The 18,318-nt window shown below is 57.3% G+C and carries 13 protein-coding genes and 2 other RNA genes; 7 read left to right on the forward strand and 8 right to left on the reverse strand.

Features of this window, described 5'->3' with window-relative positions; all coding sequences use genetic code 11:
- Positions 1-126 precede the first annotated feature (126 nt).
- Positions 127-262, forward strand: a non-coding RNA gene (locus ACOKCT_RS01240) — RtT sRNA.
- A 46-nt stretch (positions 263-308) separates the two neighbouring features.
- Positions 309-444, forward strand: a non-coding RNA gene (locus ACOKCT_RS01245) — RtT sRNA.
- 173 nt (positions 445-617) lie between these two features.
- Here ACOKCT_RS01245 and ACOKCT_RS01250 read toward each other — a convergent pair.
- The 5 genes from ACOKCT_RS01250 to efeU form a co-directional block, all read right to left on the reverse strand.
- Complete coding sequence (locus tag ACOKCT_RS01250) at positions 618-2,111, reverse strand: alanine/glycine:cation symporter family protein (RefSeq protein ID WP_156654265.1); 1,494 nt, start codon at positions 2,109-2,111, stop codon at positions 618-620.
- A gap of 451 nt (positions 2,112-2,562) precedes the next feature.
- Complete coding sequence (gene phoH, locus ACOKCT_RS01255; protein ID WP_168192048.1) at positions 2,563-3,354, reverse strand: phosphate starvation-inducible protein PhoH; 792 nt, start codon at positions 3,352-3,354, stop codon at positions 2,563-2,565.
- A gap of 501 nt (positions 3,355-3,855) precedes the next feature.
- The gene (gene efeB / locus ACOKCT_RS01260; RefSeq protein ID WP_103823669.1) at positions 3,856-5,139 is read right to left on the reverse strand and encodes an iron uptake transporter deferrochelatase/peroxidase subunit; all 1,284 of its coding nucleotides are present in this window, start codon (positions 5,137-5,139) and stop codon (positions 3,856-3,858) included.
- A 4-nt stretch (positions 5,140-5,143) separates the two neighbouring features.
- Complete coding sequence (efeO, locus tag ACOKCT_RS01265; RefSeq protein WP_159339159.1) at positions 5,144-6,271, reverse strand: iron uptake system protein EfeO; 1,128 nt, start codon at positions 6,269-6,271, stop codon at positions 5,144-5,146.
- Between the two features lie 43 nt (positions 6,272-6,314).
- A complete protein-coding gene (gene efeU / locus ACOKCT_RS01270) occupies positions 6,315-7,148 on the reverse strand; it encodes an iron uptake transporter permease EfeU (RefSeq protein ID WP_103179032.1) in 834 nt (277 codons plus the stop codon).
- 250 nt (positions 7,149-7,398) lie between these two features.
- Between efeU and ACOKCT_RS01275 the strand changes: the two genes are divergently transcribed.
- Entirely contained in the window at positions 7,399-8,583 is a 1,185-nt protein-coding gene (locus ACOKCT_RS01275; protein WP_159339160.1) for a NupC/NupG family nucleoside CNT transporter, read from the forward strand.
- Positions 8,584-8,680: 97 nt separating this feature from the next.
- On the opposite strand, the gene ACOKCT_RS01280 is transcribed toward ACOKCT_RS01275, so the two are convergent.
- Together ACOKCT_RS01280 and putP are read right to left on the reverse strand one after the other, a co-directional pair.
- Complete coding sequence (locus tag ACOKCT_RS01280; RefSeq protein ID WP_263950991.1) at positions 8,681-9,100, reverse strand: DUF3574 domain-containing protein; 420 nt, start codon at positions 9,098-9,100, stop codon at positions 8,681-8,683.
- Between the two features lie 103 nt (positions 9,101-9,203).
- The gene (putP, locus tag ACOKCT_RS01285; RefSeq protein WP_263950992.1) at positions 9,204-10,712 is read right to left on the reverse strand and encodes a sodium/proline symporter PutP; all 1,509 of its coding nucleotides are present in this window, start codon (positions 10,710-10,712) and stop codon (positions 9,204-9,206) included.
- Positions 10,713-11,132: 420 nt separating this feature from the next.
- Between putP and putA the strand changes: the two genes are divergently transcribed.
- The gene (gene putA, locus ACOKCT_RS01290) at positions 11,133-15,095 is read left to right on the forward strand and encodes a trifunctional transcriptional regulator/proline dehydrogenase/L-glutamate gamma-semialdehyde dehydrogenase (RefSeq protein WP_156654260.1); all 3,963 of its coding nucleotides are present in this window, start codon (positions 11,133-11,135) and stop codon (positions 15,093-15,095) included.
- A gap of 112 nt (positions 15,096-15,207) precedes the next feature.
- Entirely contained in the window at positions 15,208-15,603 is a 396-nt protein-coding gene (locus tag ACOKCT_RS01295) for a lysozyme inhibitor LprI family protein (protein WP_103179026.1), read from the forward strand.
- Here ACOKCT_RS01295 and rutR read toward each other — a convergent pair.
- Positions 15,600-16,238 carry an HTH-type transcriptional regulator RutR gene (rutR, locus tag ACOKCT_RS01300; protein WP_103179025.1) on the reverse strand — a complete coding sequence of 213 codons (639 nt, stop codon included), beginning with the start codon at positions 16,236-16,238 and terminating at the stop codon, positions 15,600-15,602. The two genes, ACOKCT_RS01295 and rutR, sit on opposite strands and share 4 nt — an antisense overlap.
- A 290-nt stretch (positions 16,239-16,528) precedes the next feature.
- On the opposite strand from rutR, the gene rutA reads away from it, so the two are divergent.
- Together rutA and rutB are read left to right on the forward strand one after the other, a co-directional pair.
- The gene (gene rutA / locus ACOKCT_RS01305; RefSeq protein ID WP_103179024.1) at positions 16,529-17,620 is read left to right on the forward strand and encodes a pyrimidine utilization protein A; all 1,092 of its coding nucleotides are present in this window, start codon (positions 16,529-16,531) and stop codon (positions 17,618-17,620) included.
- Positions 17,620-18,312 (forward strand): pyrimidine utilization protein B, encoded by a 693-nt coding sequence (gene rutB / locus ACOKCT_RS01310; RefSeq protein WP_420193173.1) that lies wholly within the window; start codon positions 17,620-17,622, stop codon positions 18,310-18,312. The genes rutA and rutB overlap by 1 nt, the downstream gene beginning before the upstream one ends.
- Positions 18,313-18,318 lie beyond the last annotated feature (6 nt).

Below are 18,318 nucleotides of genomic sequence, written 5' to 3' on the forward strand. Positions count from 1 at the left end.
GCCAGTTGGACAGACCGCGAACGCAGTGAGTGGGCTGCCCGTAGGGCGAGCGCAGCGAGTCAATCCCCCCCTCACCGCCATATTTAAAGAAGAGCTCGCATGAAAATGCGGGCTTTTTTTTCGCATGTTGCTCGCCTGTGGGGGGGATGAGAATCCCCGACCGGGGTTCGACAACTGGCGCAGCCAGTTGGACAGACCGCGAACGCAGTGAGTGGGCTGCCCGTAGGGCGAGCGCAGCGAGTCAATCCCCCCCTCACCGCCATATTTAAAGAAGAGCTCGCATGCAAATGCGGGCTTTTTTTTCGCATGTTGCTCGCCTGTGGGGGGGATGAGAATCCCCGACCGGGGTTCGACAACTGCCGCAGCCAGTTGGACAGACCGCGAACGCAGTGAGTGGGCTGCCCGTAGGGCGAGCGCAGCGAGTCAATCCCCCCCTCACCGCCATATTTAAAGAAGAGCTCGCATGAAAATGCGGGCTTTTTTTTTTCGCATGTTGCATGCCTGTAGGGGGATGAGAACCCCCGACCGGGTTCGACAACTGGCGACAGCGAGTCAATCCCCCCTCACAACGCTATTAAAAAAAAGCCCGTACTTTCGTACGGGCTTTTTTCGCGCCATCAGCTTATTGTACGGCCTCCCGGCAGAGAAGATGTCTGATCCGGGTTCACACCTTTTTCATCTTTACGTTCCTTAACCCAGTGATCGGCATTTTTAATCCCAAGCCGGATCGGGTCAAATTGCGGATCGATACCTTGCGCTTTCTGCGTTTCATAATCTTTAAGGCTGGCAAATGCTTTTTTATGTAAAAGAACAATTGCAATAATGTTAAGCCACGCCATCAACCCGACCCCAATATCGCCCAGACCCCATGCCAGCTCCGCAGTACGCACGGTGCCATATACCGTGGAGGTTAACAGGAATATTTTCAGCAAGAACGTCAGCCATGGGCGGTTAATTTTGCGGTTGATAAAGGCAATATTTGTTTCAGCAATATAGTAGTAGGCAATAATAGTGGTGAAGGCAAAGAAGAACAGCGCAATGGCGACAAAGTAGTTACCAAAACCAGGCATCATACTTTCCATCGCGGTCTGCACATAGCCAGGGCCTGCTGCCACACCTGCGATGCCGGTGTAGATTGCCGCGCCATCAACGCCCTGAACATTATACAAGCCGGTGATCAACAGCATAAAGCCGGTAGCGGAGCAGACGAACAGCGTGTCGATATAGACTGAGAAAGCCTGAACCAGCCCCTGTTTCGCCGGATGACTGACTTCGGCCGCTGATGACGCATGTGGCCCTGTACCCTGCGCCGCTTCGTTGGAATAAACCCCGCGCTTAACGCCCCACATGATCGCCTGCCCCAGAACGGCGCCAAAGCCCGCTTCGAGGCCAAATGCACTTTTCCAGATCAGCAGAATAACGGAAGGAAGCTGTTCAATATTAATGGCGATAATAACGCAGGCCACAATAATATAACCGAGCGCCATAAAAGGAACGACCATGCTGCTAAAGCTGGCGATCCTTTTTACACCACCGAAAATAATGAAGCTTAACAGTATGGCCAATATTGCGGCGGTAACATTCGGATTAAGTCCGAAGGCAATATCCAGGCTGGCACCAATAGAGTTTGCCTGTACGCCTGGAAGTAATAAGCCGCAGGAGAAAATAGTCACTACAGCAAATAACCATGCATACCATTTTACGCCCAGCCCTTTTTCAATATAAAAGGCAGGACCGCCACGATATTCACCGTTAATTTTCTCTTTATAAACCTGACCCAGCGTGGATTCAACAAAAGCAGAGCTGGCACCCAAAAAGGCTACCATCCACATCCAGAACAGCGCGCCAGGACCACCAAAGGTAATGGCGGTCGCTACGCCGGCAATATTCCCGGTCCCCACACGTCCTGCCAGCGTCATCGTCAGTGCCTGAAACGACGACACCCCTGCATCGGTGGCGCGCCCCTGAAACATCAGCGCGACCATATGTTTAACATGGCGTAATTGCAGAAAGCGACTACGCAGTGAGAAATAGAGGCCGACACCCAGGCATAAAAATATTAACGCCGGGCTCCAGATAACACCATTAATTGCACCAACCAGTTCGTTCATGTATGGCCCTCAGCGTGATGGTCCAGAGAAAACGGATTCCCTGGAAGTTTCTTTATAGAATTGTGTTTGGATTACTACGAAACATAGATAATAGCCCGAAAGAGACCAACTTAATATTCGCGTGGCAGTAATGAATTGTGACAACATTCACGTTTAATTGATTATTTATAATTAGCCTGCTCATGATTTTCATACATATTTTGTGGATATTATGATTTAATATCACACTTCTGCATTTTTTATTAAAAAGCCCATTTGAATTAACGTTAAGACTTATAGATACAGCAAAACGTTGCGTAATACCCGGCATTTTCTATACGAAATAAGTATGACATCATCATAATGTGATCTTTAAATAGACAACCCAACAGAAGTGTTTCGACAGACACAGCTTCCCGGCATTGCGCCGGGAAGGGATTGCAGAAGAAAGTAAAACGAGAAGGTTATACCATTACCGGGAATAGACCTGCAGCGTCCGCTGGCACAGCGCCGAGCGCACGCAGTCGTCTTTATTGAAACGCACAATGCCCACCATCTCATCTTCCTCAAAACGTGCCAGCGCGTCGCTCAGCCCGGACGGAACCCCCGCCGGCAGGTCGCACTGGGTGATATCGCCATTGACGATAACCGTCACGTTCTCCCCGAGGCGCGTTAAGAACATCTTCATTTGCGCAGCAGTTACGTTCTGAGCCTCGTCGAGAATCACAACTGCATTTTCAAATGTACGTCCGCGCATATAGGCGAACGGCGCAATTTCAACCTTACCGATTTCGGGACGCAGGCAGTACTGCATAAAAGAGGCCCCCAGACGCTTCACCAGCACGTCATAAACGGGCCGGAAGTAAGGGGCAAATTTCTCCGAAATATCGCCTGGCAAGAAGCCGAGATCTTCATCAGCTTGCAGTACCGGACGGGTGACAATGATTTTATCGACGTCCTTATGAATCAGCGCCTCCGCCGCTTTGGCTGCACTTATCCACGTTTTCCCGCACCCGGCTTCCCCGGTGGCGAAAATAAGCGACTTATTCTCAATAGCATTCAGGTACTGCGCCTGAGCGTCGTTGCGTGCCGCAATTGGAGTTGTATCACGGCAGTCCCGCGCCATGCCAATTGCTTCAACACCACTCATCTGCACAAGCGAGGTGACCGACTCTTCTTCACGCTGTTTATGGCTACGTGAATCCCGTCTCAGCACACGTTTTGCTTCACGACGAGCTTTGATCACTGCTTTTTGTCTTCCCATGGATAGCACCTTGAGTTGTTGGTATTCATCACTCGCACCAGAGTCGGTGCGATTAGGCGAACAAACATCTGAGGGTTGGCTTCCTTCTAAGCCATAGCTTGCTTGGTTAAATGACCCGGCCGAATCGCTATGCTCACCATTCGTCAGGTCGGAAAAATCAGGATTTGCTGTGGAGGGGGAGAATTTTTCGGTGAAGAGATCGCTGCCGGAGTGTGGGCCTCCGCGCCGTGTGCTGCGGTTGTTGCGTTTACCATGTCCAGTTGAGGACCCAACCATTCGCGATCTCCAGAGTGATTCATGTTCACTGTAAGGTTTACCGCTTTCTTAATTTAAGTACATCAGGATTTAGCATGAATGCAACATTATTTTTACCTGAATGCAACTTTTAAGATTCGCCTGACAGCGATACTTAGTCTGCTATGGGGATATTACAGAATTATAACAAAGAGATAGTGGGACGAGAAAAAAACTGTCCCGCTTAAGGGGTAAGCGGGACGGTATTCAGGCCTCAAGCAGCCCCTGAGCAAGCCAGCCGTTTTTGTCCTGTACGCCAGGCAGCGCAAAGAAGTAGCCTCCGCCAATGGGTTTGACGTACTCCTCCAGCGCCTCGCCGTTCAGGCGTTTCTGCACGGTCAAAAAGCCCTTCTCCAGATCGTGCTGGAAACAGACAAACAGCAGCCCCATATCCAGCTGACCGGAATTGGTCACCCCCAGCGAGTAGCTGTAGCCCCGGCGCATCATCAGGTTTTGCTCGGTCTCCTGAGTGCGCGGGTTGGCGAGGCGGATATGACTGTCGAGGGCGATAACATTGCCCTCCGGGTCGCTGGCGTAATCCGGCACGTCGTGCTCGTTCTTCATGCCCAGCGGCGCACCGCTCTGCTTGTCGCGGCCAAAAATGGTCTGCTGTTCTTTCAGCGGCGTCCGGTCCCAGAACTCCACGCGGAACTGAATAATGCGTACAGCCTGATAGCTGCCGCCCACCGCCCAGGCCGGTTCGCCCTGATCGGCGGTCACCCACACCACCCGATCCATTAATGGCCCATCCTGGCTGTTGGGGTTGGCGGTGCCATCCTTAAAGCCGAGCAGGTTCACCGGGGTCTCTTTGCCTTTGCTGCGCGCGGCGTGGTCAGAGATAAACCCTTCCCGCTTCCAGCGTACGCTTAACAGATCCGGGGTGTGCTTGATGAGATCCCGCAGGGCGTGGATCACCGTGTCCTGGGTATTGGCGCAGATCTGGATCAGCAGATCGCCATGGCACAACGCCGCATCCAGGGAGTCATTCGGGAAGCGCACCATCTTCTGCAACGATTTCGGTTTCTGCGCCGCCAGACCAAAGCGGTCATCAAACAGCGACGCCCCCAGCGACACCGTCATGGTGAGGTTATCCGGGGCGATATAGCTCCCCAGAATACCGGAATCCATCGGCGGCAGACGCGGGTTCGGCGTCTCAGGCGCCGGGCCGCCGGTGGTCAGAAAAGTAATGCGCTGGGTCAGCAGACGGAACAGGCGCTCCAGCTCGCTTTTATCGCTGGCGAGCACGTCAAAAGCCACCAGCATCATCGAAGCCTGCTGCGGGGTTAAGATCCCGGCCTGATGCAGGCCGTGAAACGGCTGCGTCTCCATTCGCGCATCCGGGGAGAGCGTGCCCGGCGCACTCTGCGGTTTTGCCGCATGCGCCACCGGACAGCCACCCGCCAGAGCAAGGGCGCCGCCAAGCGCCCCTACCCCTTTTAACAACCGACGTCGTGAAGGTTCAGCCACGTCGTACTCGTCATGCTTGTTCATCAACTTAGTCCAGACCCAGTACGCCACGCAGCTGCGCCAGATCTTCCGCCAGGGTGGTAATCGGCCCTTTCAGGGCATTACGGTCGGCATCGGTCAGCTTGTCGTAAGTCTCAAAGCCCTCTTTGGTGCGGTACTTCGCCAGAATGATATTCACTTTCTTAAAGTTGGCATCCACTTTTTCCAGCAGGGCGCTGTTATCTTTTTGCAGCTGAGGACGCAGCAGGTCAACGATCTTCTGCGCGCCTTCGACGTTGGCCTGGAAGTCCCACAGGTCGGTATGGCTGTAGCGATCTTCTTCCCCGCTGATCTTGCTGGCGGCCACTTCTTCAATCAGCCCTGCCGCGCCACCCACCACTTTTGAGGGCGGGAAGGCCAGCTCACTGATGCGTTTTTGCAGCTCCAGCACGTCGCTGTTCAGCTGCTCCGCGTACTGCTCCATCCCTTTGGTGGAGTTGTCGCCAAACAGCGCTTTCTCCAGGCGGTGGAAACCGGTGAATTTCGGATCGGCGGCTTTCTGCTCGTAATCGTCTTCACGGGCGTCGATGCTGCCATCGAGATCCGAGAAGAGCTCGGCAATCGGCTCGATACGCTCGTAGTGCTGACGGGTCGGCGCATAGAGGGATTTCGCTTTTTCCATATCGCCCGCTTTCACCGCGTCGGTAAAGGCTTTGGTACCCGCGACCAGATCCGCGGTCTCTTGAGTGACGTACGCTTTATAGGCGGTAATGGCATCGCCGAGGCTCAACAGCGCGTCGCCTTTGGCGGCATCGGCGGTGGCGGCACCTTTCACGATCAGCTTGCCTTTCGGGTTGGTCAGCAGGCCGCAGGTCATGTCGTATTCGCCCGGCTCAAGGTTGGCGGTCATCTTCTGGCTAAAGCCCGGCGCGATGTTTTCCCGCTCTTCCACCACCATCACCCCTTTCAGGATCTCCCACTCCAGCGCTTTCTGGCTGTGGTTCTGGATGATGAACTGCGTTTTACCGCTATTGACCGTGATGGTCATCGGCTCACACTGTTTATCATTGACGGTAACTTTTACCTGTGGAACATCCGCGGCCTGTGCGGCGAATGCAGAAACGATCAGCGCTGCCACGCTAGCCTGTAATGCACTGCGACGAAAGTGGATTGCCATGACTTTTCCCTTTTAAAAGTATGTTGTAACTACAATGAGCACTTCAGGGCGCAGTACGCGACGGCTGAGCGCTGGGGCGCGATGGCATAAAGAACAGCGCCAGCGCCGGAATAAGATAGATAAAGTACACCGCCACTTCGCTGACGCTCGGCGTCTCCTGATAGCCAAAGATCCCCTCCAGCAGGGTGCCGGTCAGCGAATGGGTAGAGAGGACGTTACTGAGATCGAACGCCACCTCCTGGAAGTGGTTCCACAGGCCCGCCTCATGGAAGGCGCGGATCGCTCCCGCGGCCAGTCCGGCGGCCACCAGCAGAATAAACAGGCTGGTCCATTTGAAGAAGGCGCCCAGATTGAGACGAATGCCGCCCCAGTAGAGCAGGAAACCGAGCACCACCGCGGTCGCCAGGCCCAGCACCGCGCCCAGTGGCGGCCAGATCCCGACATCCTGCTGGAAGGCGGCCAGCAGGAAGAAGACCGACTCCAGCCCTTCACGCGCCACGGCGAAAAAGACCATCATGATCAGCGCCCAGCCGTGGCTCTTGCCCTTCGCCAGCGCGCTGTCCACCGCCTGCTCCAGCTGGACTTTGACGTTACGGGACACTTTACGCATCCAGAAGACCATCCAGGTGAGGATCACCACCGCAATCAGGGCCACGATCCCTTCAAACAGCTCCTGCTCTTTTTGCGGGAATTCACCGGTGGTTTCGTTGATGGCAATGCCCAGGCCCAGGCAGAGGGCGGCAGCAAGGAAGACGCCAATCCACATCACGCCGATCCAGCGGCCCCGCTGGGTACGTTTCAGATAGCTGGCGATAAGACTGACAATTAAGGCTGCTTCGAGCCCTTCACGTAACATAATGAGGAATGGAACAAACATGCGACACCTTAAATGTTTTTCGCCGTCAACTGATGCAAAGAAAGGTAAATTCTTGTGATAGTGATTATCATTACGGCAATAAGAAATACAAGCGAAATATGCTGCATTTTGATGACAGGATGTAAACCCGTACCGGGAAAATAGTCACATAAGTGACTAAAAGGTGAATAAGTTATAACGTAAATGCCCATTTACGCTCACAGCAGGCTGTGGCTAAATATGCGCCTCATTAATCTGCTGAAAATCAACTATGTATCAATTCCTGCACTTCTTGCTGGCGCTGGTGGTTATCCTTGCGCTGGCCTGGCTGGTGAGCTTCGACCGCCGCAACGTCCGTATTCGCTACGTCATTCAACTCATTGTCATTGAGATTGCGCTGGCGTTCTTTTTCCTCCATGCCGAAAGCGGCCTGTTTGTTATTCAGTATGTCTCGGGCTTCTTTGAATCGTTACTGAAATATGCCGCCGAAGGGACCAACTTTGTCTTTGGCGGGATGGGAGAAAAAGGGCTGGCATTTATTTTCCTTGGAGTGTTGTGTCCGATTATTTTTATTTCCGCACTGATCGGCATTCTGCAACACTGGCGTATTCTGCCGGTGATAATTCGCATAGTCGGCACCCTGCTGTCGAAAGTGAACGGCATGGGCAAGCTGGAGTCGTTTAACGCCATCAGCTCCCTGACGCTGGGCCAGTCGGAAAACTTTATTGCTTACAAAGGGGTGCTGGGCGATCTCTCCTCGCGTCGTCTGTTCACCATGGCGGCCACCGCCATGTCCACCGTGTCGCTCTCCATCGTCGGCGCCTATATGACGATGCTGGAAGCAAAATATGTGGTCGCGGCGCTGATCCTGAATATGTTCAGCACCTTTATCATCCTCACGGTGATTAACCCGACCCGCCCGGAAGCGGAGCCGGAAATTAAGCTGGAGAAGATGCATGAGTCCCAGAGTTTCTTTGAGATGCTGGGGGAATATATTCTGGCTGGCTTCAAAGTGGCGATGATAATTCTGGCGATGCTGATTGGCTTTATTGCCCTGATCAGCGCCGTCAACGCCCTCTTCTCCAGCCTGTTTGGCTTGAGCTTCCAGCAGATTCTGGGCTATGTCTTCTATCCCCTGGCCTGGCTGGTGGGTATTCCGCTGAGCGATGCCCTGCACGCGGGCGGCATTATGGCGACTAAACTGGTGGCGAACGAGTTCGTGGCGATGATCGAGCTGCAAAAGATTGCCGCAGAGATGACCCCGCGCGGGCTGGGCATTCTGTCGGTGTTCCTTGTCTCCTTCGCTAACTTTGCCTCTATTGGCATTGTCGCCGGGGCGATTAAAGGGCTAAATGAGAAGCAGGGCAACGTGGTGTCACGCTTCGGTCTGCGTCTGGTGTATGGCGCGACGCTGGTGAGTCTGTTGTCGGCGAGCTTTGCGGGGTTAGTGTTGTAGTTTGTTGCCCGGCGGCGCTGCGCTTGCGCGGGCTTACAGGATAAGTAGGCCGGGTAAGCGCTAGCGCCACCCGGCAAACAGGCCGCACCCGGTCTTATCAGAACTGCACGCACACCGGCTGGTCAACGCGCATCACCGACTCCTGGGCGAAGCGCGTTTTATAGATCCCGCGCAGCGCCTCGATATTGCTCTCACTTTGCGCATCTTTACCGTGGATCAGCATCAGCGCCTTACTCGACTCACGCGCCACTTTTCCGTCGTTACCCAGCCACTGCCCGCGGGCATCAAATACCGTTAAGCCATCACGAAAACGCGGCGTCACGTCCTGATCCACAAACTGCTGCCACTCCTGGCCGGTGATCGCCTCCCCTGCCGGACGGTTCAGGCCGAAAAAGAGGGTGGTTTGCTGCAGCTGGTTATCGGCTTTGCAGGTGTTGTCCGCGGTGCTGTGTGAGGGGGCATTACAGCCTGCCAGCAGTAAAATCGCGCCTGCCACAAGCCCGTTTTTAAGTCTCATTCTTCGCTATCCTCATTGTAATTTGCCCTGCGATATCAGCGTAAATCACGGAAATTAGCAATAAAAAAAGCCGGGCAAGCCCGGCTTATAGCGTGTCTGTCACTTACTGCGCCTGCAACTTCGTTGGCGCGGTGGTGTGGTACTGGGCGTCGGCTTCCGCAAAGCGTTTCTGCATTGAGGTAGAGGGCGCTTTACCCATCAGGCTGAAGACCACGATCCCGATGCTGCCGAAGATAAAGCCCGGAATGATTTCATACAGGCCCAGCCAGGCGAACTGCTTCCAGACGATAACGGTAACCGCACCGATGATCATCCCCGCCAGGGCGCCATTGCGAGTCATGCGGGACCACATCACGGAGAACAGCACCACCGGACCAAAGGCGGCACCAAAGCCCGCCCAGGCGTAGCTCACCAGACCCAGCACGCGGTTTTCCGGGTTTGACGCCAGCGCGATGGCGACCAGCGCCACCACCAGCACCATAGAGCGACCGACCCACACCAGCTCTTTCTGGCTGGCGCCCTTACGCAGGAAGGCTTTGTAGAGATCTTCCGTGATGGCACTGGAGCAGACCAGCAGCTGGCAGCTCAGGGTGGACATCACCGCCGCCAGAATAGCGGAGAGCAGAATACCGGCGATCCACGGGTTAAACAGCACCTGCGCCAGCTCGATAAACACACGCTCGGCGTTCTGGTTTACTGCACCTGCCAGCGACGGGTTGTTGTTGAAGTAGGCGATACCGAAGAAGCCCACCGCACAGGCGCCGCCCAGGCAGAGGATCATCCACGCCATACTGATACGACGGGCATGGACGATGGTGTGGTGCGAATCCGCCGCCATAAAGCGCGCCAGGATGTGCGGCTGACCGAAGTAACCCAGCCCCCAGCCCATCAGCGACACGATGGCAACAAAGTTCAGCCCTTTCAGCATATCGACGTTTTCGATGCTCTTCTGCTGAATCACCGCCAGGGAGTCACCCAGGCCGCCTACCGACAGGATCACAATCACTGGGGTCAGGATCAGGGCAAAAATCATCAGGCTGGCCTGCACGGTATCGGTCCAGCTGACGGCCAGGAACCCGCCTACGAAGGTGTAGAGGATGGTCGCCGCCGCGCCCGCCCACAGTGCGGTTTCATAGCTCATGCCGAAGGTGCTTTCGAACAGGCGCGCGCCTGCCACGATGCCGGAGGCACAGTAGATGGTGAAGAACAGCAGAATAACTAACGCGGAGATAATACGCAGGATGCGGCTGTTATCTTCGAAACGGCCGGTGAAGTAGTCCGGCAGGGTCAGGGCGTTGTTGTTAGCTTCGGTGTGCACGCGCAGACGCCCGGCCACCAGCTTCCAGTTAATCCATGCCCCCAGCGTCAGACCGATGGCGATCCAGCTTTCTGAAATACCGGAGATAAAGATGGCGCCCGGCAGCCCCATCAGCAGCCAGCCGCTCATATCCGACGCGCCCGCAGAGAGCGCCGTCACGAACGGCCCAAGGCTTCGCCCGCCGAGGATGTAGTCGTCAAAGTTCTTGGTAGAACGCCACGCAAGGAACCCTATCAGGATCATGCCAAAAATATAGATAAGAAATGTCACCAGCATCGGTGTGCTAATTGCCATTTAAATACTCCGCAAAGATGTTCGACAGCCTTTTTGACCGTCTTTATTACACCCCCGGAACGAGAGGGTGATGATGTGTGTTTCTGTTGGCCGCGCGTATCCTGCCGTATGCGCCTCCATGACACAAATGATTTAACACTGCATTTACATGAATTTCATCCCCGGTTTCACACCAGATTCCTGGAGGTTGCACTCGCTCACGTTTTTTGAGGTTGCACCTGCAAAAAGTGTTAAGCGCCGCATGAAACCAGGGTTGATCGCTAAAATCCACAACTTTTTTGCGGTTAACTATCACGTAACATTCCATTCATTTTCCAGCTTGCAAACCGGGTCACATTTAACGTGGTTGCACAAAGTTGCAACATAGTGGATATTTCACGTTAACTACACTAGCGCTACTGAATCACAGGAGTTTTTGGCATGGGCATGACCACCATGGGGGTTAAGCTGGATGATGCGACCCGCGAACGGATTAAATCGGCTGCGACCCGAATTGACCGCACGCCACACTGGTTAATCAAGCAGGCGATCTTTAACTATCTGGAAAAACTGGAGAGCGACGACGCCCTGCCAGAGCTGCCTGCCCTGCTGGCCGGTGCCGCCAACGAGAGCGACGATAGCGCCGAGGCGATCGAAGAGGTCCACCAGCCGTTCCTTGAATTTGCCGAGCAGATCCTGCCCCAGTCGGTGAGCCGCGCGGCCATTACCGCCGCTTACCGTCGCGCCGAGACCGACGCCGTGCCGATGCTGCTGGAACAGGCGCGTCTGCCGGAGCCAGTCGCCTCCCAGGCCCACAGCCTGGCGTATCAGCTTGCCGAAAAACTGCGTAACCAGAAAACGGCCTCCGGGCGCGCCGGCATGGTGCAGAGCCTGCTGCAGGAGTTCTCCCTCTCCTCCCAGGAGGGCGTGGCGTTAATGTGCCTGGCGGAAGCGCTGCTGCGTATCCCGGACAAAGCGACCCGTGACGCGCTGATCCGCGACAAGATCAGCAACGGTAACTGGCATTCGCACATTGGCCGCAGCCCGTCGCTCTTCGTTAACGCCGCCACCTGGGGCCTGCTGTTTACTGGCCGTCTGGTCTCCACCCACAACGAAGCGAGCCTCTCCCGCTCTCTGAACCGCATTATCGGCAAGAGCGGTGAACCGCTGATCCGTAAAGGCGTGGACATGGCGATGCGCCTGATGGGCGAGCAGTTCGTCACCGGCGAAACCATCGCCGAAGCGCTGGCTAACGCCCGCAAGCTGGAAGATAAGGGCTTCCGTTACTCCTATGACATGCTGGGCGAAGCGGCGCTGACCGCCGCCGACGCGCAGGCCTATCTGGTCTCTTACCAGCAGGCGATCCACGCTATCGGTAAAGCCTCCAACGGTCGCGGCATTTATGAAGGCCCGGGGATCTCCATCAAGCTCTCCGCCCTGCACCCGCGCTACAGCCGCGCCCAGTACGACCGGGTGATGGAAGAGCTCTATCCGCGCCTGAAGTCCTTGACCCTGCTGGCGCGCCAGTATGACATCGGGATCAACATCGACGCCGAAGAGGCTGACCGTCTGGAGATCTCCCTCGATCTGCTGGAAAAACTCTGCTTCGAGCCGGAGCTGGCGGGCTGGAACGGGATTGGCTTTGTCATTCAGGCCTACCAGAAACGCTGCCCGTTCGTCATTGATTACCTGATTGATCTCGCCACCCGCAGCCGTCGCCGCCTGATGATCCGTCTGGTGAAGGGCGCCTACTGGGACAGCGAGATCAAACGCGCGCAGATGGAAGGTCTGGAGGGTTATCCGGTCTATACCCGCAAGGTCTACACCGACGTCTCCTACCTCGCCTGCGCCAAAAAGCTGCTCGGCGTGCCGAACCTGATCTATCCGCAGTTCGCCACCCACAACGCCCACACCCTGGCGGCCATCTACCAGCTGGCCGGTCAGAACTACTATCCGGGCCAGTACGAGTTCCAGTGCCTGCACGGCATGGGTGAACCGCTGTACGAGCAGGTCACCGGTAAAGTGTCCGAGGGTAAACTGAATCGTCCGTGCCGTATCTACGCCCCGGTCGGTACTCACGAAACGCTGCTGGCGTACCTGGTGCGTCGTCTGCTGGAGAACGGGGCCAACACCTCCTTCGTTAACCGCATCGCCGATGCCACCCTGCCGCTGGATGAGCTGGTGGCGGACCCGGTACAGGCGGTGGAAAAGCTGGCCGCCCAGGAGGGTCAGGTTGGTCTGCCCCATCCGAAGATTGCCCTGCCGCGTGAGCTGTACGGCAATGGCCGCATCAACTCCGCGGGCCTCGATCTGGCGAACGAACACCGTCTGGCATCGCTCTCCTCGTCGCTGCTCAACAGCGCCCTGCAAAAATGGCAGGCGAAACCGATCCTGGAGCAGCCGGTCAGCAATGGCGAAATGCAGCCGGTGATCAACCCGGCCGAACCGAAAGACATTGTCGGCTTTGTCCGCGAAGCGACCGAAGAGGAAGTGGATCTGGCTCTCGACAGCGCGGTGAACAATGCGCCGATCTGGTTCGCCACCCCGCCGCAGGAGCGTGCAGCCATTCTGGAGCGCGCTGCGGTGCTGATGGAAGATCAGATGCAGCAGCTGATTGGCATTCTGGTGCGTGAGGCGGGTAAAACCTTCAGCAACGCCATCGCCGAAGTGCGCGAGGCCGTTGACTTCCTGCACTACTATGCCGGTCAGGTGCGTGACGATTTCGACAACGAAACCCACCGCCCGCTGGGGCCGGTGGTCTGTATCAGCCCGTGGAACTTCCCGCTGGCGATCTTCACCGGCCAGATTGCCGCCGCCCTTGCCGCGGGTAACAGCGTGCTGGCCAAACCGGCGGAACAGACCCCGCTGATTGCCGCTCAGGGAATCAATATCCTGCTGGAAGCGGGTGTTCCGGCAGGCGTCGTGCAGCTGCTGCCGGGCCGCGGCGAGACCGTGGGTGCCAAACTCACCGCCGACAACCGCGTGCGCGGCGTAATGTTCACCGGCTCCACCGAAGTGGCCTCCCTGTTGCAGCGCAACATCGCCACCCGTCTGGATGCCCAGGGCCGTCCAACGCCGCTGATTGCGGAAACTGGCGGTATGAACGCGATGATCGTCGACTCCTCCGCCCTCACCGAGCAGGTGGTGGTGGATGTGGTGGCTTCGGCCTTCGACAGTGCCGGACAGCGCTGCTCTGCCCTGCGCGTACTCTGCGTGCAGGACGAAGTGGCCGATCACACCCTGAAAATGCTGCGTGGCGCGATGGCGGAGTGCCGGATGGGCAACCCGGGCCGTCTGACCACCGACATTGGCCCGGTGATCGACGCCGAAGCGAAAGCCAACATCGAAAACCACATCCAGGCGATGCGTGCGAAAGGCCGTCCGGTCTACCAGGCGGTGCGTGAGAACAGCGAAGATGCCCGCGAGTGGACCAGCGGCACCTTTGTGGCGCCAACCCTGATTGAACTGGCGAGCTTCGATGAACTGAAGAAAGAGGTGTTTGGCCCGGTGCTGCACGTGGTGCGTTACAACCGTAACAACCTCGACCAGCTGATCGCGCAGATCAACGCCTCCGGCTACGGTCTGACCCTGGGAGTGCATACCCGCATCGATGAAACCATCGCCCAGGTGACCGGCAGCGCCAACGTCGGCAACCTCTACGTGAACCGCAACATGGTCGGCGCCGTGGTCGGCGTGCAGCCGTTCGGCGGCGAAGGGCTGTCGGGCACCGGTCCGAAAGCCGGTGGTCCAATGTACCTCTATCGCCTGCTGGCTAACCGTCCGGCCAATGCGCTGGGCGTCACCCTGGCGCGTCAGGATGCGCAGTACGCGGTAGACACCCAGGTGAAAACGGTGCTGACCCAGCCGCTGGAAGCATTAAAAGCGTGGGCGGAAAAACGTCCTGAACTGCGCGAGCTGTGTCAGGAGTATGGCGAGCTGGCTCAGGCCGGTACCCAGCGCGTATTGCCAGGGCCAACGGGCGAGCGCAACACCTGGACGCTGATGCCGCGCGAGCGTGTGCTGTGCGTGGCGGATAACGAGCAGGATGCGCTGATCCAGCTGGCGGCGGCGATGGCGACCGGGTGTGAAGTGCTCTGGCCGGAAGATAGCCTGCACCGTGACCTGGCGAAGCAGCTGCCGAAGGCGGTGACGGAACGGATTCGTTTCGCCAAAGCTGATGTGCTGACCAGCCAGCCGTTCGACGCGGTGATCTATCACGGTGATTCCGACCAGCTGCGCGAGCTGTGCGAGCAGGTTGCGGCCCGCAGCGGGGCGATTGTCTCCGTGCAGGGCTTCGCCCGGGGTGAAACCAACCTGCAGCTGGAGCGTCTGTACGTGGAGCGTTCGCTCAGCGTGAACACCGCCGCAGCAGGGGGTAACGCCAGCCTGATGACCATCGGTTAAGCGTGCAATCTCTCCCCGGTGGCGCTACGCTTACCGGGGCTACAGAGGTGACATTCTGTTTTTGTAGGCCGGATAAGCACAGCGCATCCGGCTTTTTTATAGGGAGGGAAAGATGAAACGAGCTTTTATCGCCGGTGCCGCGTTACTGCTGAGCACCAGCGCGCTGGCGGATGAGTGCGCCAACGCCAGCACCCAGGCGGAGATGAACAGCTGCACCGCGCAGCAGTATCAGGCCGCGGATAAAACCCTGAACCAGACGTATCAGGCAGCCATCAAGCGCGCCGACGCCCCCCAGCGTGAGCTGCTGAAAAAGGCGCAACAGGCGTGGATCGCCCTGCGCGATGCTGACTGCGCCTTTATCGGCTCCGGCACTCAAGGCGGCTCTATTCAGCCAATGATTGTGAACCAGTGTCTGGCGGATAAAACCAACGAACGGGAAGCCTATCTGGCCACGCTGATGCAGTGTGAAGAGGGCGATTTAAGCTGCCCGCTGCCCCCGGGGAATTAACGCACCCGGATCCCTTCGATAATCATCCGCTCCACGTTCTCCACCGTGCTGTGGAAAAAGTCGTCATCCTTGAGCGTCTTGCCCGTCACCGCCTCCACCTGGGCGGAAAAGTCGGCGTAGTGCTGGGTGGCGGCCCAGATCATAAAGATCAGATGGTGTGGATCGACCGGGGCCAGTCTGCCGGTGGCGACCCACCCGGCAATGATCGCTGACTTCTCATCCACCAGCGATTTCATATCCCCGCTCAGCACCGTTTTCAGCAGCGGTGCCCCCTGCAGCATCTCCAGACAGAACAGTCGCGACGCCTGAGGATAGTCCCGGGAGACCTCCAGCTTCAGGCGAATATACTGCTGGATCGCCACCAGCGGGGTGAGCTCCTCACGAAACGCCTTCAGCGGGGCCAGCCAGATATCGAGGATCTGTTGCAGAACGGAGACGTACAGCGCCTCTTTCGAGGGAAAGTAGTAGAGCAGATTGGTTTTTGACACCCCCGCCAGCTCCGCCACCTGCTCCAGCCGGGTGCCGTGGATGCCAAACTGCGAGAAGGTCTCCAGCGCCGCCGCAAGGATCGCCTGTTTTTTCGCGCTCACCGCCTGCGAACGTTTACCGCCTGTCTTCACTGCGCCTTGTGCCATTTGCTCACTCCGTGTTGATCAGCCCCCAGCATAGCAAAACCCCTGCTTTACCACGACAATCTGCACCGCCACCGCGCACGACTGCCTGCTTTGTGTGCAACTATTTTGACCAGACAGTCCACTTTTATCACCAGCAATTCATCAACCATTTCTTAACACACTAATAACATTACAGATTTCAAAACTGGCACTCCCTTTGCAAAACCGAGACTACGCGGCTGAACAGGAGATGCAGGATGCAGCGCCACGTCTGACTTTCACCCCCAAGCTGAGATGAAGAGAGGTTCGTGATGAAAATTGGCGTATTCGTTCCCATTGGCAATAACGGCTGGTTGATCTCTACCCACGCGCCGCAGTACATGCCGACTTTTGAGCTGAACAAAGCCATCGTGCAGAAGGCAGAGCACTATCACTTCGATTTTGCCCTGTCGATGATTAAGCTGCGCGGCTTCGGCGGGAAAACCGAATTCTGGGATCACAACCTGGAGTCCTTCACCCTGATGGCGGGGCTGGCGGCGGTCACCTCCCGCATCCAGATCTACGCTACCGCCGCCACCCTGACCCTGCCTCCGGCCATCGTGGCGCGGATGGCCTCCACCATCGACACCATCTCCGGCGGACGCTTTGGCGTTAACCTCGTCACCGGCTGGCAGAAGCCGGAGTATGAGCAGATGGGGCTCTGGCCGGGAGATGACTATTTTTCGAAGCGCTATGACTACCTCACCGAGTATGTGCAGGTCCTGCGGGATCTGTGGGGCACCGGCAAGAGCGACTTCAAAGGTGAGTTCTTCACCATGAACGACTGCCGCGTCAGCCCCCAGCCGTCGGTGCCGATGAAGGTGATCTGCGCCGGGCAGAGCGATGCCGGGATGGACTTCTCGGCGAAATATGCCGACTTCAACTTCTGCTTCGGCAAAGGGGTTAACACCCCAACGGCCTTTGCCCCTACCGCTGCGCGCATGAAACAGGCCGCTGAAAAAACCGGGCGCGATGTCGGCTCCTATGTGCTGTTTATGGTCATTGCCGACGAGACCGACGAGGCGGCGCGGGCGAAGTGGGAGCACTACAAAGCCGGGGCCGACGACGAGGCCCTGAGCTGGCTCAGCGAGCAGAGCCAGAAGGACACCCGCTCCGGGGCCGACACCAACGTGCGGCAGATGGCCGACCCGACCTCGGCGGTGAATATCAACATGGGCACCCTGGTCGGCTCTTATGCCAGCGTGGCGCGGATGCTTGATGAGGTAGCCAGCGTGCCGGGTGCCGAAGGGGTGCTGCTGACCTTTGATGACTTTATTGCCGGGATTGAAACGTTTGGCGAGCGCATCCAGCCGCTGATGCAGTGCCGCGCCCATATTCCGGTTATGACAAAGGAGGTCGCGTGATGACCACTCTGCCCGCACGCCCGGAAGCCATCACCTTTGACGCCCAGCAGAGCGCGCTGATCGTGGTGGATATGCAGAACGCCTACGCCAGCCCTGGCGGCTATCTCGACCTCGCCGGGTTTGACGTCTCCGTCACCCGGCCGGTGATCGAGAATATCCGCACCGCGGTGGCCGCCGCCCGCAAGGCCGGGATGCTGATTATCTGGTTCCAGAACGGCTGGGATGAAGAGTATGTGGAGGCGGGGGGCCCTGGCTCGCCCAACTTCCACAAATCGAATGCGCTGAAAACCATGCGCCAGCGCCCGGAGCTGCACGGCAAGCTGCTGGCGAAAGGCGGCTGGGATTACCAGCTGGTGAATGACCTGGTGCCGGAGCCGGGGGACATCGTGCTGCCGAAACCGCGCTACAGCGGCTTTTTCAACACCCCGCTGGACAGCATTTTGCGCAGCCGCGGCATCCGCCACCTGATCTTTACCGGCATCGCCACCAACGTCTGCGTGGAGTCCACCCTGCGCGACGGCTTCTTCCTGGAGTACTTTGGCGTGGTGCTGGAAGACGCCACCCACCAGGCAGGGCCTGCATTTGCCCAGCAGGCTGCGCTGTTCAACATCGAAACCTTTTTTGGCTGGGTTACTGACGTCGCCACCTTCTGCGACGCCCTTTCCCCTGCCGCTTATGCCCGTATCGCCTGAGGAGCT

The sequence above is a fragment of the Leclercia sp. M-A074-M genome (genome assembly GCF_965195605.1).
In the GTDB taxonomy this organism is placed as follows: Bacteria; Pseudomonadota; Gammaproteobacteria; order Enterobacterales; family Enterobacteriaceae; genus Enterobacter.

What these genes read in the sequence shown, in the direction of transcription:
- ACOKCT_RS01250 (WP_156654265.1), bottom strand. Translation starts at nt 2,111, where the DNA reads ATGAACGAACTGGTTGGTGCAATTAATGGTGTTATCTGGAGCCCGGCG.
- phoH (WP_168192048.1), bottom strand. Translation starts at nt 3,354, where the DNA reads ATGGGAAGACAAAAAGCAGTGATCAAAGCTCGTCGTGAAGCAAAACGT.
- efeB (WP_103823669.1), bottom strand. Translation starts at nt 5,139, where the DNA reads ATGAACAAGCATGACGAGTACGACGTGGCTGAACCTTCACGACGTCGG.
- efeO (WP_159339159.1), bottom strand. Translation starts at nt 6,271, where the DNA reads ATGGCAATCCACTTTCGTCGCAGTGCATTACAGGCTAGCGTGGCAGCG.
- efeU (WP_103179032.1), bottom strand. Translation starts at nt 7,148, where the DNA reads ATGTTTGTTCCATTCCTCATTATGTTACGTGAAGGGCTCGAAGCAGCC.
- ACOKCT_RS01275 (WP_159339160.1), top strand. Translation starts at nt 7,399, where the DNA reads ATGTATCAATTCCTGCACTTCTTGCTGGCGCTGGTGGTTATCCTTGCG.
- ACOKCT_RS01280 (WP_263950991.1), bottom strand. Translation starts at nt 9,100, where the DNA reads ATGAGACTTAAAAACGGGCTTGTGGCAGGCGCGATTTTACTGCTGGCA.
- putP (WP_263950992.1), bottom strand. Translation starts at nt 10,712, where the DNA reads ATGGCAATTAGCACACCGATGCTGGTGACATTTCTTATCTATATTTTT.
- putA (WP_156654260.1), top strand. Translation starts at nt 11,133, where the DNA reads ATGGGCATGACCACCATGGGGGTTAAGCTGGATGATGCGACCCGCGAA.
- ACOKCT_RS01295 (WP_103179026.1), top strand. Translation starts at nt 15,208, where the DNA reads ATGAAACGAGCTTTTATCGCCGGTGCCGCGTTACTGCTGAGCACCAGC.
- rutR (WP_103179025.1), bottom strand. Translation starts at nt 16,238, where the DNA reads ATGGCACAAGGCGCAGTGAAGACAGGCGGTAAACGTTCGCAGGCGGTG.
- rutA (WP_103179024.1), top strand. Translation starts at nt 16,529, where the DNA reads ATGAAAATTGGCGTATTCGTTCCCATTGGCAATAACGGCTGGTTGATC.
- rutB (WP_420193173.1), top strand. Translation starts at nt 17,620, where the DNA reads ATGACCACTCTGCCCGCACGCCCGGAAGCCATCACCTTTGACGCCCAG.